At 42.9% G+C, this 22813-nt stretch carries 25 protein-coding genes; 8 read left to right on the forward strand and 17 right to left on the reverse strand.

Annotated elements, in window-relative coordinates; genetic code table 11:
• Positions 1-30 precede the first annotated feature (30 nt).
• Entirely contained in the window at positions 31-618 is a 588-nt protein-coding gene (locus tag CWC03_RS01315) for an MlaC/ttg2D family ABC transporter substrate-binding protein (RefSeq protein ID WP_010605056.1), read from the forward strand.
• Positions 619-696: 78 nt separating this feature from the next.
• On the opposite strand, the gene CWC03_RS01320 is transcribed toward CWC03_RS01315, so the two are convergent.
• Positions 697-1677 (reverse strand): 2-hydroxyacid dehydrogenase, encoded by a 981-nt coding sequence (locus tag CWC03_RS01320; protein WP_138580265.1) that lies wholly within the window; start codon positions 1675-1677, stop codon positions 697-699.
• Positions 1643-2158 (reverse strand): glutathione peroxidase, encoded by a 516-nt coding sequence (locus tag CWC03_RS01325; protein WP_138580266.1) that lies wholly within the window; start codon positions 2156-2158, stop codon positions 1643-1645. The genes CWC03_RS01320 and CWC03_RS01325 overlap by 35 nt, the downstream gene beginning before the upstream one ends.
• Before the next feature lie 128 nt (positions 2159-2286).
• Here CWC03_RS01325 and CWC03_RS01330 point away from each other — a divergent pair, with 128 nt between their 5' ends.
• Complete coding sequence (locus CWC03_RS01330; protein ID WP_138580267.1) at positions 2287-3174, forward strand: NAD(P)-dependent oxidoreductase; 888 nt, start codon at positions 2287-2289, stop codon at positions 3172-3174.
• 42 nt (positions 3175-3216) lie between these two features.
• On the opposite strand, the gene CWC03_RS01335 is transcribed toward CWC03_RS01330, so the two are convergent.
• The 7 genes from CWC03_RS01335 to CWC03_RS01365 form a co-directional block, all read right to left on the reverse strand.
• A complete protein-coding gene (locus CWC03_RS01335; RefSeq protein WP_138580290.1) occupies positions 3217-3909 on the reverse strand; it encodes a M15 family metallopeptidase in 693 nt (230 codons plus the stop codon).
• Positions 3902-5029: a succinyl-diaminopimelate desuccinylase gene (dapE, locus tag CWC03_RS01340; protein WP_138580268.1), complete on the reverse strand. Its 1128-nt coding sequence runs from the start codon at positions 5027-5029 to the stop codon at positions 3902-3904. The genes CWC03_RS01335 and dapE overlap by 8 nt, the downstream gene beginning before the upstream one ends.
• Entirely contained in the window at positions 5029-5376 is a 348-nt protein-coding gene (locus tag CWC03_RS01345) for an ArsC family reductase (protein ID WP_138580269.1), read from the reverse strand. The genes dapE and CWC03_RS01345 overlap by 1 nt, the downstream gene beginning before the upstream one ends.
• Entirely contained in the window at positions 5373-5885 is a 513-nt protein-coding gene (locus tag CWC03_RS01350) for a PTS glucose transporter subunit IIA (protein WP_138580270.1), read from the reverse strand. The genes CWC03_RS01345 and CWC03_RS01350 overlap by 4 nt, the downstream gene beginning before the upstream one ends.
• On the reverse strand, positions 5882-6262 hold the full coding sequence (locus tag CWC03_RS01355) for an ACT domain-containing protein (RefSeq protein ID WP_138580271.1): 381 nt from the start codon (positions 6260-6262) through the stop codon (positions 5882-5884). The genes CWC03_RS01350 and CWC03_RS01355 overlap by 4 nt, the downstream gene beginning before the upstream one ends.
• 157 nt (positions 6263-6419) lie before the next feature.
• The gene (gene pta, locus CWC03_RS01360; protein ID WP_171040188.1) at positions 6420-8567 is read right to left on the reverse strand and encodes a phosphate acetyltransferase; all 2148 of its coding nucleotides are present in this window, start codon (positions 8565-8567) and stop codon (positions 6420-6422) included.
• 2 nt (positions 8568-8569) lie between these two features.
• Complete coding sequence (locus CWC03_RS01365; RefSeq protein ID WP_138580273.1) at positions 8570-9769, reverse strand: acetate kinase; 1200 nt, start codon at positions 9767-9769, stop codon at positions 8570-8572.
• A 152-nt stretch (positions 9770-9921) separates the two neighbouring features.
• Here CWC03_RS01365 and yfbV point away from each other — a divergent pair, with 152 nt between their 5' ends.
• Entirely contained in the window at positions 9922-10368 is a 447-nt protein-coding gene (gene yfbV / locus CWC03_RS01370) for a terminus macrodomain insulation protein YfbV (protein ID WP_138580291.1), read from the forward strand.
• Between the two features lie 67 nt (positions 10369-10435).
• Here yfbV and rlmA read toward each other — a convergent pair whose 3' ends face one another.
• The 3 genes from rlmA to xthA form a co-directional block, all read right to left on the reverse strand.
• Entirely contained in the window at positions 10436-11236 is an 801-nt protein-coding gene (rlmA, locus tag CWC03_RS01375; RefSeq protein ID WP_138580274.1) for a 23S rRNA (guanine(745)-N(1))-methyltransferase, read from the reverse strand.
• Positions 11233-11856 (reverse strand): energy-coupling factor ABC transporter permease, encoded by a 624-nt coding sequence (locus tag CWC03_RS01380; protein ID WP_138580275.1) that lies wholly within the window; start codon positions 11854-11856, stop codon positions 11233-11235. The genes rlmA and CWC03_RS01380 overlap by 4 nt, the downstream gene beginning before the upstream one ends.
• Positions 11857-11935: 79 nt before the next feature.
• Entirely contained in the window at positions 11936-12745 is an 810-nt protein-coding gene (gene xthA / locus CWC03_RS01385) for an exodeoxyribonuclease III (RefSeq protein WP_138580276.1), read from the reverse strand.
• 265 nt (positions 12746-13010) lie between these two features.
• Between xthA and CWC03_RS01390 the strand changes: the two genes are divergently transcribed.
• Entirely contained in the window at positions 13011-13448 is a 438-nt protein-coding gene (locus CWC03_RS01390) for an exonuclease III (protein ID WP_138580277.1), read from the forward strand.
• Between the two features lie 39 nt (positions 13449-13487).
• Here the strand turns inward: CWC03_RS01390 and CWC03_RS01395 are convergent, their stop codons facing one another.
• Positions 13488-13772, reverse strand: a complete 285-nt coding sequence (locus CWC03_RS01395) for a hypothetical protein (RefSeq protein ID WP_138580278.1) — start codon at positions 13770-13772, stop codon at positions 13488-13490.
• Positions 13773-13935: 163 nt separating this feature from the next.
• Between CWC03_RS01395 and CWC03_RS01400 the strand changes: the two genes are divergently transcribed.
• Positions 13936-15171: a DEAD/DEAH box helicase gene (locus CWC03_RS01400; RefSeq protein WP_138580279.1), complete on the forward strand. Its 1236-nt coding sequence runs from the start codon at positions 13936-13938 to the stop codon at positions 15169-15171.
• 67 nt (positions 15172-15238) lie between these two features.
• Here the strand turns inward: CWC03_RS01400 and CWC03_RS01405 are convergent, their stop codons facing one another.
• From CWC03_RS01405 to CWC03_RS01420, 4 genes are all read right to left on the reverse strand, one after another.
• Positions 15239-15493: a diacylglycerol kinase gene (locus CWC03_RS01405; protein ID WP_249313918.1), complete on the reverse strand. Its 255-nt coding sequence runs from the start codon at positions 15491-15493 to the stop codon at positions 15239-15241.
• Between the two features lie 4 nt (positions 15494-15497).
• Positions 15498-16010, reverse strand: a complete 513-nt coding sequence (locus CWC03_RS01410) for a hypothetical protein (protein WP_138580280.1) — start codon at positions 16008-16010, stop codon at positions 15498-15500.
• A gap of 344 nt (positions 16011-16354) precedes the next feature.
• The gene (locus CWC03_RS01415) at positions 16355-16552 is read right to left on the reverse strand and encodes a hypothetical protein (RefSeq protein ID WP_138580281.1); all 198 of its coding nucleotides are present in this window, start codon (positions 16550-16552) and stop codon (positions 16355-16357) included.
• 32 nt (positions 16553-16584) lie between these two features.
• Entirely contained in the window at positions 16585-17880 is a 1296-nt protein-coding gene (locus CWC03_RS01420) for an anti-phage deoxyguanosine triphosphatase (RefSeq protein WP_138580282.1), read from the reverse strand.
• Between the two features lie 255 nt (positions 17881-18135).
• Between CWC03_RS01420 and CWC03_RS01425 the strand changes: the two genes are divergently transcribed.
• The 3 genes from CWC03_RS01425 to CWC03_RS01435 all read left to right on the forward strand — a co-directional run bounded on the left by CWC03_RS01425 (position 18136) and on the right by CWC03_RS01435 (position 22579).
• Positions 18136-18957: a glucosaminidase domain-containing protein gene (locus CWC03_RS01425; protein ID WP_138580283.1), complete on the forward strand. Its 822-nt coding sequence runs from the start codon at positions 18136-18138 to the stop codon at positions 18955-18957.
• Entirely contained in the window at positions 18947-19597 is a 651-nt protein-coding gene (locus tag CWC03_RS01430; protein WP_138580284.1) for a DUF2987 domain-containing protein, read from the forward strand. The genes CWC03_RS01425 and CWC03_RS01430 overlap by 11 nt, the downstream gene beginning before the upstream one ends.
• 315 nt (positions 19598-19912) lie before the next feature.
• The gene (locus CWC03_RS01435; protein WP_138580285.1) at positions 19913-22579 is read left to right on the forward strand and encodes a TonB-dependent receptor plug domain-containing protein; all 2667 of its coding nucleotides are present in this window, start codon (positions 19913-19915) and stop codon (positions 22577-22579) included.
• Positions 22580-22813 lie beyond the last annotated feature (234 nt).

The raw sequence follows: 22813 nt of genomic DNA on the forward strand, positions 1-22813 counted from the left end.
TAGTGCCATCGGTTTAATAAGGATTAAACAATGAAAAAGTTACTTGTTATTTTCAGTTTTCTCATCTTCTCAGGTGCCGCGTTTGCGAATGACACACCTTATGAATTAATTAACCAAGTTGGCGATAAGTTATTTGCTGATATAAAAACGGTTAATCAAGATGGCAAGGCAACTGAAACTCAGATGAAGGGCATAGTACGTAGTCGCTTGATGCCACACATCGATGTGAAGTTCGTATCTTTTAAATTGCTTGGCAAACATATTAAAGGGCTAAAAAGAGACGAAGCCATCGAGTTTATTAGTGCGGTTGATAACTATCTTGTATCTACCTACGCTAATGCACTTTTACAGTACAAAGGCCAAGACGTATTGTTTGAAGAGTTACCGGTTTCTGATGGTGCTGATTTTGCGACGGTTAAGGTGGTAATAAGAGAGCAATCAAAACCAGATATAGACATGCATTTTAAGTTTCGTCAAAGCAAAGATGGAGACTGGAAAGTGTATGACATGGTTGCTGAAGGTATTTCTTTATTGAGTGCTAAGCAAAAAGAGATCACGATGAGAATTTCAGAAGTAGGTTTAGCTCAGGTTACAGCTGAATTGAAGAGTAAAGCATAAATCAAATTACTTCCCCCGACTTTGAAGTAACCAAAAGAGCACATCATAATTGATATGCTCTTTTTTTTGGTTCTGAAATCAGACTACTTGGTTTAACAACGGCTTTTCCAACCTTGCTGCGTCGAGGTTTTCACAGGTTATTGTTGCAATTTGTTTTAGTGCTTCTTTGGTAAAGAAGCCTTGATGCCCTGTAACTAGTACATTGGGAAAGCTAACCAAACGCGAGAAAACATCGTCTTGAATTATTTCTTCACTGTGGTTTTTAAAAAATAGCTCTGACTCTTGCTCATACACGTCTAAGCCGAGGTAACCGAGTCGTTTAGACTTGAGCGCGGCGATACAGGCTTTGCTATCTAACAGGGCGCCTCTACTGGTGTTAATAAGCATTACACCCGCTTTCATTTTGGCAAACGCAGCATCATCAATAATATGATGAGTATATTCATTAAGCGGACAGTGCAAACTAATAATATCCGATTGTGCTAGTAAGATATCTAGAGAGACCAAAGTGTAGGGGCCTTCTCCAATGTTTGGGTCATAAACCAACACATTGGCGCCAAAGCCGTTCAAGATACTGACTAAGGCTTGGCCAATTTTGCCACAGCCGATGATACCGACCGTTTTATTATAAATATTAAAACCAAGTAAACCGTTGAGATCAAAGTTATCTTCTCGAACTCGATTGTAGGCCTTATGTGTCTTGCGGCTGAGCGTTAGCATCAACGCGATACAATGTTCTGCAACCGCTTCTGGGCTGTAGGCTGGAACACGGACAACCTTTATGTCACGCTGTTTTGCTTGTTGAATATCAACGTTATTGAAACCTGCGCAGCGTAGGGCGATGGTTTTAACGCCATAGTCAGCCAGTTTATCAATCACTTGCGCATTTACAGTATCGTTTACAAATACACAAACCGCGTCATAGTGCCGACACAGTGAAACCGTATTTTCACTGAGTGACTCACTAATAAAACTTATTTCAAGTTCAGAGTAGGAATTTACGGCTTGTTCAAAAAATGGCACTTCATAGTTTTGCGAACTGAATAGGGCGATTCTCATGATTAATGTGGCTCTCTATCACTGACTTAAGCGTTTCTGGTTTTGTTCTTGGGGCATATCTTGATACTAGCATGCCTTCTGAGTTTATTAGAAACTTGGTAAAATTCCATTTAATTGCGCGGTTTTGGGCGATACCACGGGTATGAGATTTTAAGTAGCTAAACAATGGATGTGCATCAGGTCCGTTGACTTGTGTTTTAGTACAGATCTTAAAGCTTAAATTGAAATGCGTATTGTAAAATTCTTTAAGCATTTCATCTTCAAGTGGTTCGTTGCGACCAAACTGATTACAAGGAAAGGCCAATACCTCAAATCCAAAAGGTTTGTATTTGTTGTATAGTTTTTCAAATGCAGAAAGTTGTGGCGCAAAGCTACATTTACTCGCAATGTTAACGATCAATAACGGTCTTCCCGCCAGAGACTGTAATGGCAAAACTTGGCCATCAATAAGTTGTGCACTAAAACGATAAATATTCTCCATCCTTTCAGGCTCCGTGTGATTTATTCATGTTATTCGGTATCAAAGCGGTTTTTTCATTTGCTATGACAGAGGTGCTCGGGTATAAAAACTCCATTCTTATTAAGATAACAACGAAATAGGACAGAAATATGTCAGTGAAAGTCGCATTTATAGGATTAGGCGTCATGGGGTATCCAATGGCTGGGCATTTGCAAAAGGCGGGTTACCAAGTCACGGTATACAATCGTACTACCAGCAAAGCCGAAAAATGGGCCGCGGAGTATGCTGGCAACTTTGCAGTTACACCTAAAGACGCAGCGACTGACTGTGATTTTGTGTTTATGTGTGTTGGTAACGATGATGATTTACGCTCAGTCGTATATGGCGAAAGTGGTGTATTAGCGGGAGTGAAACCGGGAGCGGTGATAATTGATCATACTACAACATCTGCAAAGGTTGCCCGTGAAATAGCGCAAGCAGCGAAAAAATTACAAGTTGAATTCCTAGATGCTCCTGTATCAGGAGGTCAGGCTGGTGCAGAAAATGGCGTGTTGACGGTAATGGTTGGAGGAGATGAAAGTACGTTTGCAAAAGCGCAGCCAATCATGGCCGCGTTTGCTCGCTTTAGCCAATTAATTGGAGAAGTGGGTGCAGGGCAGCTGTGTAAAATGGTCAATCAGATTTGTATCGCAGGTGTGGTACAGGGGCTCGCAGAAGGCTTGCACTTTGCTAAAAAAGCGGGTCTTGATGGTGAAAAAGTGATTGAAACGATTGCTAAGGGGGCTGCTGGCTCTTGGCAAATGGAAAATCGTTATAAAACCATGTTATCAGGCGAATATGACTTTGGTTTTGCAGTCGATTGGATGAGAAAAGATTTAGGCATTGCACTAGACGAGTCAAGAAGTAACGGTGCTAATTTGGCGCTTACAGCTTTAGTGGACCAATATTATGCGGATGTTCAAGCGCTTGGCGGCAACCGTTTTGATACCTCAAGTCTACTGGCAAGACTTGATGCTATCCACGACAAAAACAAATAACCTTTCGTTTCTAGTCTAAGTAACTTAAGCTCGGAACAGTCGTTATGGCTGCGCTACATTGGTGATAAATTGCTGATGTAGTGCGCTGAGATTCGCCAATATTGCGTCTTTACCTTTGATATCACTGCGTTTCAGCACGGCACCAATCGCATCAACGGACTGCAGCGTGGCAAGTTTTGATGCCGTTAGCTGGTGGCTAATATGCCAAGGCTCCGCAGCAACTCCCCCCCGATAACAATCATAAGGCCGGTAGAAACCAAAAGTTGCTAAATGCGCATCAAGCCACAGCGAAAATTCGTGCTGATGTCCATCTTGCTGGTATTCCCATGGTTCTAGTTGTAGTGATTGCCCTGTCGGTACAAGGTTTTTGGCGAACACATCCAGATCAGTACCCAAATGGTGGCGGCTAGCACTAGGTAGGGCGGAGAACAACATAATTGCTTTTACTTTGTCGATGTCTGAGAGATTACTCAGTTCTACCTCTTGGTTAGAGATATCAAAAACAGGACGGTGCATCGCAAACTTGCTATTCCAAATCGCTTTTTGTCTTTCAAATCCTCGATATGCGGACGCCATGTAAAACTCAAAACCTGCCTTTTTTGCAGCTTTGGAGAGGGCACTGAGATCGGAAACGATTGCGCTATGCACATGACGACCATGGTAAAAAACCAAATGTGATTCATTAACGCCACAAGCGCTGCATTCAGCGCTTGTAAGCACATAGTTGCTAGGCAAGTAACTTCTCCAAGATCTTTTCATAGATTAAGGCTAATTGATCTAGGTCTTTGCAGCTCACGCATTCATCGACTTGATGGATTGTGGCATTAATTGGACCAAGCTCAATTACTTTACATCCCGTTTGGGCAATAAATCGGCCATCCGACGTGCCACCTGAAGTTTCCGGTGTGGTTTGCCTTCCCGTCACTTCTTTGATGGCTGCAATCGTCACATCGAGCAACGGACCTGGTTCAGTTAAAAATGGTAAGCCATTCAGTACCCAATTAAGCTCATAATCAAGTTGATGCTTGTCTAGAATAGCAATAACGCGCTGTTTGAGCTCATCGGCTGTAACTTCGGTGCTAAAACGGAAGTTAAACTGTACTTGCAGGGAACCTGGTATCACGTTGCCAGCCCCTGTTCCGCCATTGATATTGGACACTTGGAAGCTTGTTGCGGGGAAAAATGCATTCCCTTGATCCCACTCGGTCTGACTGAGTTCAGCAATCGCCGCCGCAGACAAGTGAATGGGGTTTTTAGCAAGGTGAGGGTAAGCTACGTGACCTTGTTTTCCAATCACTTTTAGGTGTCCTGTGAGTGAACCGCGACGTCCATTTTTTACTACGTCGCCAAGCTCATGGCGTGATGAAGGTTCGCCGACCAAGCACATATCAATTTTTTCGTTTCGGGCTTCTAATAAATCTACAACTCGAGTTGTGCCGTTCACGAAAGGGCCTTCCTCATCAGAGGTTATCAAAAAAGATAGTGACCCTTTGTAGTTGGGGTGCTTTTCGATGAACCTTTCTGTTGCCACGATCATAGCTGCAAGTGAGCCTTTCATGTCAGCAGCTCCACGGCCATGCAACATGTCATTTTCAATCACTGCAGCAAATGGCGGGTGTTGCCATTGACTCTCGTCGCCAACCGGTACTACATCAGTGTGTCCAGCAAAGCAAAAATGTGGTCCGCTGTCGCCTTTTCGTGCCCATGTGTTGAGGGTATCAACAAAGAAGTGTTCTTCGATGGTAAAGCCAAGCTTTGCCAAGCGTTCATTCATTAATTGTTGGCAACCAGCATCATCAGGTGTAACAGAAGCCCTTTGGATCAGAGCTTGAGCGAGCTTAACTACTTCGCTCATTAGGCAAAAATCTCATCATACTGCGCAGCTTTAAAACCCAAGTGATATTGACCTTGGTACTGCAAAATAGGGCGTTTTATCATGGCTGGTGCCGCCAAAAGGTGTTGTTTCGCTGACTGCGCATCGAGATTTTGTTTTTGCTCTTCGCTAAGCGCTCGGTATGTAGTCCCGCGTTTGTTTAACACGTTTTCCCAGCCAAGTTGGTCAATAAAAGTAGTGAGTAGAACTTCGTCTAATCCATCTTTGCGGTAGTCGTGAAAAGTGAATTCGATATTGTTGTCTTGAAGATATTTTTTGGCTTTTTTAATGGTATCGCAGTTGCTGATCCCATACATGGTGATTGTCATAAAGCACACGCCCTTGCAATTGTGATTATCGGCTCTTTGGCCGCAGATACTTGTTTTAAAGGATAATAACACGCACCAAGCTTTTGTGCATTGAGTAGCACAATAGCGGCCATGGTTTTTGCTTCACTGAGTGGAATATCAAAAAAGCATAGCGGCTCTCCAAGCTTTATCGTGGTTTTGCCAAAGCTGTTTGCTTTGAGATATTCGGGTTTGGCAAACTCATTGCCGACTTCTAAGCTCAGCAACATTTTTAAGCCGTTATTGGCGTGTAAAATGTATTCGCAGTTATTTTTTCTGATCTGGATTAGTTTTCCGTTACAAGGAGATAGCAGCAAAGGTACGCGCATTTGTACACAAACACCAATCCCTAACATTCCTGACGCAATCGCCGCGTTTGGGTGCGCACTTAGCGGTAAGACTTTACCAGAAAAGGGACTTGGAATATGGGCAATAGGGTTTGCGATTTGGGATATCGGCCGATATTGGATAGGTGATGAGAGTTCAATCAAAGTAATAAATATCCATCTTTTTTTAGTGCTAGCATCGCTTGCTGGATTTGGCTTTCTTTTACCAGGATGTAATCGGTATCGTACGTTGATAACGTAAAAATAGAGACGTTTGACTTTGCTAGCACACCAGAAATATTGGCCATAATTCCCGTAAGCGAAAACCCCAGCGGGCCCACGACTTCTAATGCTCTCCAATGGTTTTCAGCCGCGAGGCTACTGACTGCGATATCTGACGTGCAAACGATAGAGAGTTCATCCTCAGTTTTGGCAATAAAAAAGATTTTACTGTTTAACACTGCTTGTGGAACAGCGTCATCGCAATCCAAGCTATGTATCGTAAATTCTTGTTTGAGCAATTGCAGCGTTTGCTTTGACATTACCAACCCTTGTCTTTGAAAAAATACCAATTGGTATAATTCATAGTATAGCGAAGTCAATTTAAAGACCAGAGGGTTCACCCGAATTCTAGGCAAAAGAAAGGATTAGTGAGGTGATAAAGAAAAGGGCTCACGCATTGAGCCCTTAGTGTGAAGACTATTCTTCGATTTGTGTTGCCTGAATAGCAGTTAAGGCTATGGTGTATACAATGTCATCAACCAAAGCCCCGCGGCTTAGGTCATTAACCGGCTTACGCATACCTTGTAACATAGGCCCGATGCTGACAAGTTCAGCACTTCGCTGCACTGCTTTGTATGTGGTGTTACCCGTATTTAGATCTGGGAAGACAAATACCGTTGCTTTACCAGCGACTTTGCTGTTTGGCGCTTTTTTACGTGCGACATTTTCCATAATGGCGGCATCATATTGCAGCGGCCCGTCAATATCGAGATCAGGGCGTTTCTTTTGTGCGATCTCGGTGGCTTCACGCACTTTCTCTACATCTGCACCTTGTCCAGATGTTCCTGTGCTGTAGCTGATCATGGCAACGCGAGGCTCAATGCCGAATGCTGCAGCGGAATCTGCAGATTGAATTGCGATATCTGCTAACTGTTCTGCCGTTGGATCAGGGTTAATTGCACAGTCGCCGTATACTAACACTTGATCCGGTAGCAACATGAAAAATACTGAGCTTACCAACGACGCGCCTGGTGCCGTTTTGATTAACTGCAGTGGTGGGCGAATAGTATTGGCGGTGGTATTTACCGCACCAGATACTAAGCCATCAACTTGGCCTTCGGCTAACATCATGGTGCCGAGCACGACGTTATCTTGCAGTTGCTCTGCTGCAACAACCTCGGTTAGGCCTTTGTTTTTACGTAGCTCAACCATAGGCGCAATGTACTTTTGCAGCTCTTCTTCTGGAGATAAGATAGTCACATTTTCATTAAGCTCAACACCTTGTTGCTGGGCGATACGTTCAATCTCTTCTCTATCTCCAAGTAGAATGGTTTTAGCGATATTTCGCGCACCACAGATAGCCGCCGCCTTAATCGTTCTAGGCTCATTACCCTCAGGCAGCACAATGGTTTTGCTCGCACGTCTAGCTAAATCAGTCAGCAGATAACGAAACGCAGGAGGGGAGAGTTTTCGGGTTTTACCGACCCCTTTTGCCAAACTTTCCAGCCACTCGCTATCGATATGGCGAGCGTTGTGCTGTTTTACGCGCTCGATGCGCTGCTCGTCATCACTTGGCACTTCCATATTGAAATTATGTAATAGCAAAGAAGTGCGCCAAGTATCAGCCTCAGTAGCGAGAATAGGCAGACCGGTATCCATCGCTTGCTCACATAAGGTCATGATCTTCTCTTCTGGTTTGAATCCACCAGTTAACAAGATAGCGCCAATCTTGGTGCCATTCATAGCTGATAAACACGCAGCAACTAAGATATCCGAACGATCGCCAGGAGTAACCAATAGGGCACCTGGCGTAAAGTGGTTAAGAATGTTCGATACCGTTCTTGCGCAGAAAGTAACACGGCGCAGACGACGGTGCTCCATATCACCCGCATTGATGATTTCGGCTTTTAAATAATTGCTTAAGTCGATAACTCGCGGCGCAACTAAGTCAAAGTCCCATGGTATGGCACCTAAAAGTTGAAATGGGTGTTTTCTGAAAATAGGCAGCGATGCTAAACGATTCATTTCGTTTTCAAGCTCTTCTGGTTTGTATTGATCAACCAGATCGGCGCGCGCTCTGCCATCTTCATCCAGCGGTGCATTCACTTTATTGAAAATACAGCCCAATACGCGAGGGTGGTTTACACCGCCATAATTGCCTGCAGCTATCTCTAAGCGGTCTTCAAGCTCGTCGATAGAGTCATTACCCGGCGTTAAGACAAACACGATATCTGCACCTAACGTTTGCGCAATCTCGCGGTTTACACGGCCAGCGTAAGGTTGACGACGGGTGGGAACCATTCCTTCTATAATGGCAACTTCATCGTCTTGTACTGTGCCTTCAAAGCGCTCCACTATTTCTTCTAACAGGTCATCGCCTTTACCATCACCTATCATTTGCTCAGCGTAGCTAAGCTCAAACGGCGTGGGTGGGGCAATGGTTGAACCTTGCTGAACGATGAGTGTTGACTTCTCGGGGCCGACTTCATCTTTACGAGGTTGAGCGATCGGCTTAAAGAAGTTTACTTTTACCGCTTTTTGTTCCAGTGCTCGGACTATTCCTACAGACACCGACGTCAAACCAACGCCCGTTGAAATAGGAATAAGCATGATACGACGACCCATCATTACACTCCTTTAGCAAGCGTGGCTGCATCGTTGGCAATCACCCATTCTTCATTGGTTGGGATGACCATAGCGACAGGAGAGTGAGACTTATCAGTGATCACACCTTGGTTACCAAAGCGCGCGTTGAGGTTACGCTCTTTATTGATATGCATGCCAAGGAAGTTAAGCTGGTTCACTACTTTTTCACGGATAACGTCAGAGTTTTCGCCAATTCCACCTGTAAATACAAGTGCATCTAAACCGTTTAGCGGGACCAAGAAGCTAGCAATTTGTTTGGCTAAACGATAACAGAAAATATCAAGCGCCAGTGTAGCTTGAGAGTGATTTTCCTGCGCTGCTTCTTCAATAGTACGGCAATCGTTAGAAAGCTCACTAATACCTAAAAGGCCACTTTGTTTATTCAACAAGGTGTCAATTTGTTGTGTTGAATAGTTCAGGTGGTTAACTAAAAACGAGAACAGGCCCGGATCAATATCACCACTTCGGGTGCCCATCACTAGACCCTCTAATGGTGTTAAGCCCATGCTGGTGTCTACCGATTTACCGTCTTTAATTGCGGTAACGGAACAACCATTGCCCAGGTGTGCAGTGATAATACGAGATGGCTTATCTTTTAAGCCTAAAATCTCGATGGCCTGCGCCGATACATAAGCATGGCTGGTGCCGTGGAAACCATAACGTCTAACACCATGTTCACGGTATAGTGAATAAGGTAGGGCATAAAGGTACGCTGTTTGATCCATACTTTGATGGAAAGCCGTATCAAAGACTGCGATTTGCGGTAGATGTGCAAATGCGGCTTGGGCTGCGCGGATCCCAAGTAGGTTAGCTGGATTATGTAAAGGCGCCAGACTCGCCGTTTCTTGGATAGCATTGATAACGGAGTCATCGATAATGACAGAGTGTGTAAAGCGTTCACCGCCGTGTACCACGCGGTGGCCTACAGCGACAAGACTTGCATCCAACGCAAGGTCTTTGATGAGTTTTACAAGGGTTGTGATCGCAATCTGGTGCGCATCACCACTATTTAGGGGCACGATTTCCTTGTTGCCTTGGAACTTATATTTAATTTGTGGTGATTGTTCAGCTAGGCGTTCAGCCAGACCTGATAAAATCTCCTCTCCCGTTGCGTTATCGATGATTGCAAACTTAAGACTGGAGCTTCCACAATTAAGAACCAAAACATGCTGAGATGACATAATGACTTTCCGTTTTGACAATAACAGTTATTGCGTATTAAGCTTAAAGCTATAGCGCATATAAGCTACGCATTTAGACTAAGGTATAGTTGACAGTAAAGACGTCGATTTTACCTCATTTTTTATATAAAAGTTAGCACCTAGGAGTTATGATGCAAAAAAGTCTTATTTCGCAAGTGCAACTTGGACGTCAATACTCGAAAGAGTGGCCTATGCGCAAGGAGTTAGCACCGTTGTTCCCTGAATTTAGGGTGATCAAGGCGACAGAACTTGCTTTAAATACAATGCCTATGCTGGCGGTGCTTACCCTGTTTTTGCAGACCAGCCAATTGGGTTTCCAATATCTTCCTCAAGCCATTGCGATTGCTTTGTTCTTTTTATCGCTTCCTGTCCAAGGATTATTATGGCTTGGTAAAAGAGCTGAAACGCCGTTGAATCCGGCTTTGTATTCTTGGTACACAGAGCTGCATCAAAAGATGGTTGCTAATGGCTATGATTCGCCCCTGGCTTCAAGAAAGCCTAGATACAGAGATTTAGCGCGATTGCTAAAAGATATGTTCGATAAGATGGACAAAGCGTTTACGCAAGAAAATCTGTAGGACCTGTTTTCCTGCCTACCAAGCAAGTAGGCAGCGATTTGCTCATAATTGGTGATCTGGTGTTGGGTTACATGCGCTGATATTCGTTTATTAAAAACGAGAGCGTGATTTCGATATGATCCATCTTTTGTAATCTGTCCATGTGTTGTTGCTTAAATTTCCATGCAAACGGCGTCATCATGATTAAGTGCTCAACACACTCAAACTCCATGCTATGTGTTTGTTGTAATTTAGTTCGTTCAACCAATTCAAAGCCTTGTGGAGTTTCAGGTGCCTTGTGGAGCTTTACATTGTCATAAATCAGCGACTTGAGTTCGAATAGATGGTGCTCACCAGGTGAGACGACATACAAACTGCCTGATGGTTTGCATAGACGGGCGAGTTCCTCGGCAAACACTGGCGCAAAAATACTCACAATCACATCTGCAAATTCATTTTCAAAAGGGGCGTCTTTGATAGAGGCTACGCTAAACTCTACTTGAGGATAGCGTTTAGCAGCATAGCGGACAGCAGGTTTTGCGATATCGACTCCATAGACTTTAGCATTCTCGCAGCGGTTTGCGATTTCACGGGTATAAAATCCTTCACCACATCCTAAATCCAGTAGGGTAGCCGGCGCTTTTTCAGAGACGATTTGTGCAAGTCTATCACGTAGAAAGTGATAGTGATCGGTTTCGAAGAATGCCCGACGCGCAGCAACCATTTCCTGGTTGTCGCCCGGTTGTTTTGATTTTTTATTTTGCACGGGTAGCAAGTTGACATAGCCTTCTTTGGCAATATCAAATTGATGATTATTATTGCAACTGTAGCTGGCACCGCCCTGATATAAAGGCAGTTTACACAGTGGACAGCGGTAGTGGGAGATCATTTGTCTAAGTATTCCCTATCAAAAAAAGTTTTTACCCAGTGTGGGCGATATGTAATGAGCAAGGTGATGGCCATACCATTCAACATGGCTTCCGGGAACCACATTATCACCGCAAAATGGAGATAATTGTCCGCCAACTGATACCAAGTATAGGCATCGACTGCATAATAATAGAATGCGCTTAGGAGTATCTTTAAACAGCCCACCGTACCTGCGAAAATAAATGCACAAACAAAAATATAAACGAAAAAGTGCCGCGGTAAATGATGATAGCAAAGAGCAAAAAGTCCATAGCTTAAGTAAACAGGAAGCAGTGCAGTGAATAACCAAAAGTTACCGAACTCTATCAAAGTAAAAGCGCTAAAGTAACTGTGGACGAGACAGGACAAAGTCGCACTTAGTGCGCCTAGCCGCCAGCCCAAAATTAACGTTACTGCGGTTATTCCAAGGATATGAATGTTCAACTCAGGTAGGATACCTGCTTTTATTTGCCAAAGGAATGTAAGCACGACCGCACAGCTAAAGACACCAGTTTGTCTGGCAGGCACTTGTAACAATTGCTGATATTCTTTGCGATGAAAACTGAGTAAAAATAACCCAAGGGCAGCGATAAACGTCACGTTTCTATCCAGTTTTTAAATTGGTGATTTTAGTATATGCCGAGCACTGAATTTACAGTCTCGGCGGAAAAGCGGGCGATTAAATGTCGAAAGTTGCCCAAATAGGTGCGTGATCTGAGGGTTTATCAATTCCTCTCAATTCGTAATCTATGTCACTTTCAATACACTTCGCAGTTAAAGGAGCAGTTGCTAGAACTACATCAATGCGTAGGCCACGGTTATCATCAAACCCTTTAGAGCGGTAGTCAAACCACGAATATTTTTCGGTTGCATCAGGTGTCAGCACTCTAAATGTATCTTTAAAGCCCCAATCTAGCAGTGTTTTTAGCCATTCGCGCTCTTCTGGTTGGAACGAACACTTACCAGTCTTTAACCAACGCTTGCGGTTTTGCTCACCAATACCAATATCTGCATCCTGTGGAGAAATATTAATATCGCCCATGACCACAAGGTTAGATTGAGGATCGGCAAAATCATTTAAGTGGGTCATGAGATCTGCATAAAATTGTCTTTTATACGGAAACTTTGTTTCATGGTTGATGTTATCCCCTTGAGGGAAGTAACCATTCATAACGGTAACTTCGTTACCTGAATCACTTTCAAACGTACCGCTGATCATGCGACGTTGTGATTCATCAGTATCCGTTGCGAAGCCTTTTTGTATCGCTTTTGCAGGTTTCTTGGAGAGTAGTGCCACACCGTAATGCGCCTTTTGCCCATGGAAATAAACATGGTAGCCAAGCGCTTCTACATCGTCGACCGGAAAAGCTTCGTCATGGACTTTAATTTCTTGCAGCCCAATGACATCAGGTTGGTGTTTTTCAATCAATGCCTGTAATTGATGCAGTCTAGCTCTAAGGCCGTTTATATTAAACGAAACAATTTTCATCGCGCTCTCTTTAGATTCTTGCTGTTATTTGACAAAGTTTATCACTTAAAAACGAGAGGGTCAGCGCTTGGGTGAAATAACTTCTTTAGTGAATGGGTACGCATGTTGGCAGTTGTTAAATTTTGCACAAGTTTAGCGCGAGGATAACGAGGATTTTAGCTTAGTGTGAATAGATCATTAAATAATCAAAATTGCATGATTTAGCTGTTTACTTATTCTTCATTGTAATTATAATCCGCGCCGAATCGTTCAATTGGGGTATATTATGCTTAAATCTCTCTCTTTCATTGGTCTTGTTTCTTTGGCTTCTACAACAACGGCTGTTGCTTCACAGGTTGAGTTCACTCAAGCTGATGCATCACCAGCGACAAAAGTATGTGCTGTTGCAGCAGAGCAAGGTTTCAGTGCAGCACGTAAAGAAGCTGCATCACTAGGCCTATTTATTTCTCGCTTCTCACCAAGCATCCACTGTAATGGTGAAGATATCCGTGAGTTTGCAAAAGCGGCAAAGCGCTCGCAAAAGCAAGAAAAGAAAGTTGAGCTAATCGCTGAAAAAACAGATACCGCAACTGAGCTATGCTTAGACGCAGTGCGTCACGGCGTAAATCACCTACGTTTGAATAACCAACAGGTTCGCAACTTACGTTGTAACGATATGCCTGTTAAGCAATTCGTCAAAGAATTTAGAAACGCAGCAATCTAACCTAATTGATGTGAAGAGAAGGGGCGTTTAGCCCCTTTTTTATTGCTTTTTATTCAATTGTAAATCACGATATTTGTTGTAACAGACTAGCGCTGCCAAACCTCCTACTGGTACTGTGATAATACCGAACCAGCCACCCGTATATAAGATGGCAAGTAGCATTCCAATATCAATACCGCCGATAACACAATCAGAATGACCACTTTCTGAAACCCGACAATTCAGTACTGCAACGATAAGCTCAGCAATGAATACGCCACATAAAGGCGCAAGGGCGAGAAACCCTAGGCTTACCGCTAAAAGTTTCAATTGCTTGTGTGACATGAGCATCTCCTTATTTACCACTTTTGAGCATTGTGCGTTAACGTGATTAATCTTAACTGAGAAGTTGTTCTGGCTAAATAAAAATCAGTAGTAGAAGATTACAGTACTCAGATAATTCTTTGCTATAATCCGCACAATTTTGGTACATAGACACTGATCTACAATGACATTTAGCGAGTTACAACTTCACCCTGAACTACTAAGCGCAATTACTGAGCTTGGGTTTGCGTCACCAACACCAATCCAAGAAAAGAGTATTCCACTGCTGCTCAGTGGTTTTGATTTAATTGCAAGTGCCCAAACTGGAACCGGTAAGACTGCTGCCTTCATGTTGCCGATTTTGCACTCCATGCTGATAGGCGGCGTGCAAAATGAGAAATCGGTTAGGGCGTTGGTACTTACCCCAACGCGTGAGTTGGCGCAGCAGGTTGCTGAGCATACTGAAAAGTTAGTGGTGAACAGCTGTTTAAATGTCGTGTGCTTATATGGCGGTGCAAATATTGGTCCGCAAGAAAAACGCTTAAGAGCGGGCGTTGACATCGTGGTTGCGACACCTGGACGTTTACTTGACCACCTAATTAAAGGCACATTAACACTCAAAAATATTCAACACTTGGTCTTCGATGAAGCAGATCGCATGTTAGATATGGGGTTTATGGGGGAAATTAAGCGGATCATGCGCACTATGCCGCTTCAGCGTCAAACGTTGCTATTTTCAGCTACGGTTGATGATGCTGTGTTATCCCAAGTAAAGCCCTGGTTGAACGACCCTAAGCGAGTAGGTGTTGAATCCCAGAACAGCACTGCAAGCACAGTTACGCAAACTTTTTATTCGGTAGACGAAGATCGTAAACGTGAACTGATCTCCCACTTGATTGGCAAAAATAATTGGCATCAGGTACTGGTGTTTACTCGCACAAAAAATAGCGCTGATAGCTACGCAACAGAATTGAGCAAGGATGGCCTTAAAACCGCAGCGATCCACGGTGATAAGTCCCAAGGCGCGCGTGACAAAGCGCTATCTCAATTCAAATCAGGTGAAATTCGCGTCTTGGTCGCAACGGATGTAGCAGCTCGTGGCATTGACATTGACTCGCTAAACTATGTCTTCAATGCTGAGTTACCCTATGTTGCTGAAGATTATGTGCACCGTATCGGCCGTAGTGGTCGTGCTGGACAAAACGGTCAAGCTATTTCGCTTGTGAGTATTGATGAACAGTGGCTACTAGAAGAAATAGAAATTTTCCTAGATGAGCGATTTGCGCCGCAATGGCTGCCTGGCTATGAACCTGATTTAAGTAAAGAGCCTAAAGACACTCGCCGTAATTCTGGTAAGTCTAAGAAGCAAAGAGACAAAAAGCGTATTCTAGGAACAAGAACCAAACGTAAAAGGAAGTAATGGCTTAGCGCTAAAGCTTATGTTTGGCTTCTCTCATCCAAACATAAGCATCATTGGCCATTAATTACTAGTAGAGGTTTTGATATAAACAGCTGCCCCAGATACAGATAAAAACGATAAGTGCGATCAACACGCCTGCAGAGCCCAAGTCCTTGGCAAGCCCCGACAGTGGGTGGATTTCTAAACCGACTCTATCAATTGTTGCTTCAATAGCAGTATTTACTATCTCTGCAAACATCACAAACAGCGTTGCACAAAACAACATAACGCGCTGAAAAAAGCATACAAACAGAATTAAGCTGAACCTAAGAAAAGTTGCCATGACTCTACCTTACACAGTATTTTCCACTCGAGAGAAAACCGATAATGCGCTCTATCTCACAAATCTCTCTATTAACTTGTTCAAAGGTTAACTCTCCAATTTCTGGCTTACGAAATTGCGTCACTAGCCTTGTTTTTTTGCGAACTTCACTTAATTCATTCAATATATTCTTGAGTTTCTTTGCTGTTGTACCTGATGAGAGCTTATCGATGTAATGAGTTTGTATGTACTCATCACTTCCTCTTTCCAACATGGGGTGTGGATTATCATTCTCGACTTGAGTAATACAATTCATTCTTTCAGTATAGGAATATTCTTTTTTCCTACACTTCAACAAGTTACTATCAATTAATTTATCCCGTTTAACACTTTCTTTTCCATACTGGACAGAATATTCATCGTCCATATAAGGTTGATTCGTTTGCCAAGGTGGCTGCTCATATCTAACAATGACATCGTTGGCCATACTCTGGAGTGACAGTAAACCGAGTGCTATAAGTGTATGTTTATATTTCATGATTAATCCCTATCCGTTATGTTGCTTGATGTGATTGATTCAGCCTTAATGATCTTCCGCTTTAATGCGTCAGCTTGCTTCCTCGCGACAATTTCTTCGATTGATAATTCAGATCTGTTTTCAGCAGAATTTTTACGCATGTCCGCCAACTGCATTTTTTGCTAACTAATAAATGCGCTATTGTTTGCAGAGTAGGCAGCTCAGATTCTGGATCCAAAGAATCAATAGTTCTTTCCTGCCTCCTAAGGTTCCCCTCAAATAACTCTAGCTGTTCATCATAACCTTCATTTATCGTTGCCTTATTTACAGTCGCTTTCTGATAATTAATTATGATTTCTGATGCTTTACTCTTTTAATCGATAAATTTGCTCCTGATAGGCCAAATTACTAAATAATACATGAGATAGTGTTTTTTCTTTTAAGTCAATGGTGTGTGTTGTATTCACCAGTGGTTTTTTGCTGAAGCCATTGATGCGGAACTTACTGTCTAGTTGGAAGGGAGCACTTTTACCTTTACATTGACTCTTGTCAGCGTTACTCAACAGTGAGTTCCTAGCTGTCAACTTAAGGGGAGTTACAGTTCCCCGGTAAATACGCGTCGATGCGTTTTTCGTGCATATTCATCAGACATGCCGCCAAGATAGTCTGCTAACACGCGCATTTGCTGCGTTTCATCGGTTGCTTGCTGGTACAATGTTTGGGTTGTATATGGCAATAATCGCATGGGATCACTGGCAAAAACTTCAAATAAATCGATCAGCAGGTTTTGACCACTAAATTCAATTTGCTGCATTTTAGGCTCACGAATTAATCTTCGATATACGAACACTTTTAATACTTGTAGGATTTCTTGAAATTCGGGTGCCATCTCAACGGTAAAATGAAGTAGGGCGGAGTCAAAATCTGAGTCTTGAACGGTGAGTTTACAGTGCACAATAAACAGGTTGACGAGTTCACCTATGGTATCTTTACGGTTAGATTCATCTTCTGAAAATAAACTCTCGCTCACGCGCTGTAAGTTTTGCTTTAACCAAGGTGAGCCTAACTTTTGCAATTCAGGCAGAGCAAAATCATGCCACGCTGCCTCGTTAAGGGTCTCGGTTGCAATCGCATCTTCTAAATCATGAACTGCATAGGCGATATCATCTGCATATTCCATAATGGCGCAATCTAACGATTTAAACTTAGTCTTGCGACGGAAGGCGTCTTTTACCTCAGTTTCCTGCAGCTTTCTTTGGTCGCTTTGAGAAAATGGCGAGAGGATCCAATCAAATACCGATTGGTCGCATTGATAAATGCCTTTGGCAGGCAGCCAATCACTAGACAATATGTATTTTCGACTTTGTGTTTGCGTTGGTTGGTGATACCAAAGTGTGTCGATTAATGCAGGATATTTAATAAAACCTAATAAGGTGCGGCGCGTTAAGTTCATGCCATAACCTTTAGTATAGGGTTCTAATTTAGTTACAATGCGCAAGGTTTGGGCATTACCTTCGAATCCTCCATGGTCACGCATAAGGTAATTAAGTGCGATTTCTCCACCATGGCCAAAAGGGGGGTGGCCGATGTCATGGGCTAGACATAAAGTTTCAATAAGGCTTGTCGAAGGAAAGTGTTCAAATTCAGGGTGTTGTTTTCTTAAATGGCGCAGGAGACCGCTGCCTATTTGCGATACTTCCAAAGAGTGTGTTAGGCGAGTTCGATAAAAGTCGTTGACGCCGATAGCCATAATTTGGGTTTTGGCTTGCAAACGCCTAAAAGCCGCGGCATGTATGATCCTAGAACGATCTATTTGCCATGCTGAGCGATTGTCGTTAGGGCGGTTTTTTTGCTGCGATAGCAGACGCTGCTGCCAAGCGTTAGACGTCATACCTCTGTTCCTTTTTCTTTATATCTTAAATTCGTCTAAACTATGTACTATAACTGAACGAAAATTCGCGTTTAATTTCGGCTTTTGATATTATCAGCCGCTATTTTTGAATACTGTTATTTTGGCGCAATGTATCAACGCCCTATCAAACTATAGTAACAGAATAAAACTGTTATTAGGCGGGCTTGAGAAAAGTTCTTAGAGACTTAAGGAAAGAGACTCCGTTTCCAGAACAACGCCACTGCGAGGAGAAGTATGCAAGCTAAACTGATTAAACTCATTGTTGCCCTAGTGACCATTTGGGCGTTAATTTATCCTTTTATCCAAGACAAAAGTCCTCAAGATGCCACTTTAGAGCAAGAGGATGCGGGTGCAGAGGTTGTACCTAAAGTGCCTGAAAAGCCACTTCATAGTGTGAAGTTACCTAATTTTTCAGCCATTCGTGATATTAAGGAAAAGAAAACGGCGTTTTTCGACTTTATTAAGCCGCATGTAGAAGCCGAAAACAAAAAGATCTTAGAGCAACGGGCAACGCTTGAAATCGCTCTGATGATGGTGCAATTTGATGAAACGCTAACACGCAAACAAATAGAAAAGATCGCGATGATTTTCACAAAGTATGATCTAAAAGGAGAAGCCATTAATGAATCTTCGCTCAAAAGAGCATTGCGCCGAGTGGATATTATTCCTAAAGAGCTAGCGTTGATGCAGGCCGCGAATGAATCTGCTTGGGGTACGTCACGGTTTGCACGAATTGGATTAAATTTTTTTGGCCAATGGTGTTACACCAAAGGTTGCGGTATGGTACCTAAGCGGCGAGAAGATGCGGCCGATCACGAAGTTAGAGCGTTTCAGTCGGTAAGAGCTGCGGTCAAATCATACTTTAGAAATATTAACACTAATGATGCATACAGGGAGTTGCGTTCGGTACGAGCAGAGTTGCGAGCTCAAAAAGCGCCGATTGACGCGACAGTATTAACAAGTGGTCTTTTGAGTTATTCAGAGCGTGGTGAAGACTACGTGAACGAACTTAACGATATGATAAGGCATAACCGAGCGTATTTTGATGAAGAGTAAGATTGTACTTGCCTTAATAATGGTATTTTGGAGTGTGATAGCCTCCGCTAAAACGGTTACCTTTGCATATGACAGCTTTTACGACAGACTAAAAGTGGTAAGTAAAGGCGAGTTTGAGTTTGCACGTGTGGGTTTTTACCTTGTCGATACAGTGAGTATGCAAGCGTGTAAAATCACGATGGGTAATATTGTGACCGAGGAAGCGAGCTTTCCACTGTCGTACACTGATGAAGCGCAACTACTGCTTCCATTTGACAAAGAATTGGACAAAGATAAAGCAAAAGTAGTGATTGAAACGAAGGGCGTAAGCTCGGACTGCCAGCTAAAAATGCAAATTGAAGCTGAGTTATTTAACACGACCTCTCTGAGCAAAGCAGACCTTTACAAAATGCAACAGGAGTTTGAAGAGCTACTGGCTGATCTCTCTGGCTTTTTTATTAAAAACTTGCTGTCATTTTTGCTGCCTGAGCAACAAGGAGTCATTGTGACCTTTGGCAGAAGTCAAACCGTCACCGGCGCTACAATGAAGTGTGAGTCGCAAGTCTGTCAAATCAGCGTCCCGAAGACGTGGTCAAACGACAAGACACATTTTGCGGATTCTGCGAATATAAAGTCAGTTCAACCTTGGCTAGCACTATAATTAGCTTATCATAATATAAAGTAACGTCTATAGACTTTAGTCGAAGCTATTCAGACTAAACCAAATTCGTTGGACGTTACTTCATCCTTACATTTCTTGCAAGTAAAACCCTCTCTTGCCAGCTTTAATCCTTCTTTTAACAATAATTCAAGCTAGCAAATAACGGTGTTTATTCGTCGCTCTTTTCTGTTGTCACATCCCTAAGTTGGAAACTTTTTGTTAAATAAATGCATTGTTAAAGTTGCTTCGGTATGCTAATAATGGCTGGATTATTAAAAAAACTACAGTGTAATTATCAACTTAAGGGGAAACAGGATGACCTACAAATTACCACTCAGTGCGCTCTCTATCGCCGTTTTAATTGGCATGAATCAACAAGTTAAGGCTGAAGAAGCGAAGCAAGTTGAACGTATTGAAGTGACCGGTTCTCACATTAAAAGAACAGATTTAGAGGGCCCGTCACCAATCCAAAGTTTATCAGCCGCTGATCTAGCTTCAACGGGATCAACTGACCTTATTGGTGCGTTGCAAAAACTGCCGGTATCGGGGACTGGTACTTTTAGTACGCAAGGCAACTCCAGTGATGACACCGCAAATGGTGGTTCTAGTGTTGCATTAAGAGGATTAGGAGCATCATCGACGCTTGTATTAATTAATGGCCGCCGCGTTGCGGTGAGCCCATTTGCAAAAGATATCGAAACATCATTTGTTGACTTAAATACCATTCCGGTTTCATCGGTTAAACGTATAGATATTCTAAAAGATGGCGCCTCCGCAACTTATGGTTCTGATGCGGTAGCTGGTGTTATTAATATCATTCTCCGTGATGATATCGACGGTTTTGAAGTTGCAGGTAAAATCTCAGATACCGCAGATGGTGGTGCTGAAGAGCAAAACTTTACCCTTCTTTGGGGGTCGTCAACACAAAGTGGCCACCATAATTTCTCACTCGATTATTTCAAACGTGGTCACTTAACCTATGCAGATCGTGACTATACGGCGTCTGCTGATCAGCGTTTTCGTGGTGGTAATAACTCATTAAGTTCTGCTGGTGTTCCTGGTAGTGTAGAAGTGATGAGAAGCATGTTAACAGACGAGCAGTGGGCGAGATTACCCGTTGTTCGTGTTGAAGACGATGGCACTCAGGTAAGACAAACTATCTTTACGGACGTATGGGGTAATGATAAATGCGATCCTGCTTTAGATATCGGTGATATTTGTCGCTACGACTACGCGCCACACATGACCGCAATTCCATCGACAGAGCGTATCAGCTTTAACTATAACGGCGTACAAGAAATCACAGATGGTATTGAAGGTTTTGCAGAAATTTCGGCACAACACTCTACAACTTTCATTCAAGGTGCAGGTAGTCCAAGCTTTACAGAACTATTTATGGATGGTGATAATCCAAACCACCCATTGTTTAACGACCCAGACCACTTCTTACATGGTGTAGATATTTCAATGCGTCGTCGTACGGTTGATATCGGAAACCGTAAAAAAGATGTCGATTCTGAATACTACCGCGCAGTCCTTGGTGCTCGAGGCGAGTGGAATGCTTGGTCTTGGGAAGTGGCATACTCTGCCATTCGTTCAAGTGCGGTTGAAAAAGGTTTTGATGGTTTCCCTAATAAGCTAAGAGCGCAGCAAGCGATTGATGAGGGCCTTTGGAATCCATTTGAACCAAGCACCAATACAGAAGCAGGTCTGGCTTTTTTTGAGACCACGACTACACGTTATGGTGCATCAACCATGCAATCATTAGACGGTACTATTTCAGGTGAACTATTTGAATTGGGTGCAGGCTATGTTGCTGCAGCGTTTGGTTTCGAACATCGCTACGAGAAAATCGAAGATAACCCAGATAGCCAATATATCAGAGGCGAAATCTTTGGTACTGAAGCAACGCAAGCTAATGGTGATAGAGACAATACTGCGCTATTCGCTGAGTTTAGTGTGCCAGTACTGGATAATTTAGAGCTACAACTAGCGTTACGTTATGAAGACTACAGTGACTTTGGAACAACAACCGATCCGAAAGTGGCATTTCGCTGGACACCAATTGACAGTGTTGTAGTCCGAGGTTCTTGGGGAACTGCATTTAGAGCACCTTCTCTTGTGCAGTTACATCTAGGTAGAACTGACGAATCACCAAGCGTGATAGACCGCGAGCGTTGTCGTCAAACAGGTGCCGATGATGATTGTAGTCCGTATGAGTACACTGCGATTGTGTCTGGTAACAAAAATCTACAACCAGAAGAGTCAGAAAACTACAACTTAGGTGTTGTGTGGCAAGCAACCGATGGCTTTAGTATCGGTGTGGATTACTGGAACTATGATCAAGAAGACCTTATCAAGAAGATAGGTGCACAAAAGTTAGTTGATTGTTGTGGTACCGATCCTAATTTGGTGGTGCGTGCACCTAATCAAGGTAGCACACTTGGTCGTATTCTGACTATTAACGACACTTTTGTTAACATTGGTGGTCGTGAAACAGACGGTTTCGATGTTAACTTAGCCTACGCATTAACTACACGTGAAATGGGCGAGTTTAAGTTCAATTACAACTTAACTTACGCACTTAATTTTGAAGAGCAGTCATTTGAAAGTGATGATCAAGGTAACACATTCAATGTTGCAGAAGATCTCAATGGAGAATACCAGCATCCACAGTTCCGTTGGACCGCAGGCATGGACTGGGCTAAGAACGATTGGCTAGCAAATATCAGCGTGAACTATGTCGATTCTTATAAAGACCTTGCCGATAGTGATGGCAATAAATATGAGATTGATTCATGGACGACCGTTGACACAAGCGTCAGTTATATTGGCGTAGAAAAGCTAACAGTAACGCTGGGTGCGTCTAACTTGTTTAATGAGGAAGCGCCGCTTGCTCCTTCAGAGTCTATGGGAATTGACAATAAAACGCACAGTATCCTTGGTCGTCAAGCATACGTGAAGTTTGCATACCAATTCTAATACGTTAACGTTTATTAAGATGAAAGCCGCGCTATATAGCGCGGTTTTTTTTTATACCAATTCGCTTAATTAAGTGGTCTATTTTGAGGTGAGGAAATTTTGTCGATAACACCGCTACCGCATCCTGCTATTGCCAAGGTATCTAGATCCATGTAGGCAAGGCAAAAATTTTGCTATTTAGTTGTTCTAAATGAGAAATGTTTAACGAAGCTAATATGATATTTCACCCTTAAA

This window comes from Pseudoalteromonas sp. S2755 (assembly GCF_005886535.1).
Classification (GTDB): Bacteria; Pseudomonadota; Gammaproteobacteria; order Enterobacterales; family Alteromonadaceae; genus Pseudoalteromonas.

What these genes read in the sequence shown, in the direction of transcription:
- CWC03_RS01315 (WP_010605056.1), top strand. Translation starts at nt 31, where the DNA reads ATGAAAAAGTTACTTGTTATTTTCAGTTTTCTCATCTTCTCAGGTGCC.
- CWC03_RS01320 (WP_138580265.1), bottom strand. Translation starts at nt 1,677, where the DNA reads ATGAGAATCGCCCTATTCAGTTCGCAAAACTATGAAGTGCCATTTTTT.
- CWC03_RS01325 (WP_138580266.1), bottom strand. Translation starts at nt 2,158, where the DNA reads ATGGAGAATATTTATCGTTTTAGTGCACAACTTATTGATGGCCAAGTT.
- CWC03_RS01330 (WP_138580267.1), top strand. Translation starts at nt 2,287, where the DNA reads ATGTCAGTGAAAGTCGCATTTATAGGATTAGGCGTCATGGGGTATCCA.
- dapE (WP_138580268.1), bottom strand. Translation starts at nt 5,029, where the DNA reads ATGAGCGAAGTAGTTAAGCTCGCTCAAGCTCTGATCCAAAGGGCTTCT.
- CWC03_RS01345 (WP_138580269.1), bottom strand. Translation starts at nt 5,376, where the DNA reads ATGACAATCACCATGTATGGGATCAGCAACTGCGATACCATTAAAAAA.
- CWC03_RS01355 (WP_138580271.1), bottom strand. Translation starts at nt 6,262, where the DNA reads ATGTCAAAGCAAACGCTGCAATTGCTCAAACAAGAATTTACGATACAT.
- pta (WP_171040188.1), bottom strand. Translation starts at nt 8,567, where the DNA reads ATGGGTCGTCGTATCATGCTTATTCCTATTTCAACGGGCGTTGGTTTG.
- CWC03_RS01365 (WP_138580273.1), bottom strand. Translation starts at nt 9,769, where the DNA reads ATGTCATCTCAGCATGTTTTGGTTCTTAATTGTGGAAGCTCCAGTCTT.
- yfbV (WP_138580291.1), top strand. Translation starts at nt 9,922, where the DNA reads ATGCAAAAAAGTCTTATTTCGCAAGTGCAACTTGGACGTCAATACTCG.
- rlmA (WP_138580274.1), bottom strand. Translation starts at nt 11,236, where the DNA reads ATGATCTCCCACTACCGCTGTCCACTGTGTAAACTGCCTTTATATCAG.
- xthA (WP_138580276.1), bottom strand. Translation starts at nt 12,745, where the DNA reads ATGAAAATTGTTTCGTTTAATATAAACGGCCTTAGAGCTAGACTGCAT.
- CWC03_RS01390 (WP_138580277.1), top strand. Translation starts at nt 13,011, where the DNA reads ATGCTTAAATCTCTCTCTTTCATTGGTCTTGTTTCTTTGGCTTCTACA.
- CWC03_RS01395 (WP_138580278.1), bottom strand. Translation starts at nt 13,772, where the DNA reads ATGTCACACAAGCAATTGAAACTTTTAGCGGTAAGCCTAGGGTTTCTC.
- CWC03_RS01400 (WP_138580279.1), top strand. Translation starts at nt 13,936, where the DNA reads ATGACATTTAGCGAGTTACAACTTCACCCTGAACTACTAAGCGCAATT.
- CWC03_RS01405 (WP_249313918.1), bottom strand. Translation starts at nt 15,493, where the DNA reads ATGGCAACTTTTCTTAGGTTCAGCTTAATTCTGTTTGTATGCTTTTTT.
- CWC03_RS01410 (WP_138580280.1), bottom strand. Translation starts at nt 16,010, where the DNA reads ATGAAATATAAACATACACTTATAGCACTCGGTTTACTGTCACTCCAG.
- CWC03_RS01420 (WP_138580282.1), bottom strand. Translation starts at nt 17,880, where the DNA reads ATGACGTCTAACGCTTGGCAGCAGCGTCTGCTATCGCAGCAAAAAAAC.
- CWC03_RS01425 (WP_138580283.1), top strand. Translation starts at nt 18,136, where the DNA reads ATGCAAGCTAAACTGATTAAACTCATTGTTGCCCTAGTGACCATTTGG.
- CWC03_RS01430 (WP_138580284.1), top strand. Translation starts at nt 18,947, where the DNA reads ATGAAGAGTAAGATTGTACTTGCCTTAATAATGGTATTTTGGAGTGTG.
- CWC03_RS01435 (WP_138580285.1), top strand. Translation starts at nt 19,913, where the DNA reads ATGACCTACAAATTACCACTCAGTGCGCTCTCTATCGCCGTTTTAATT.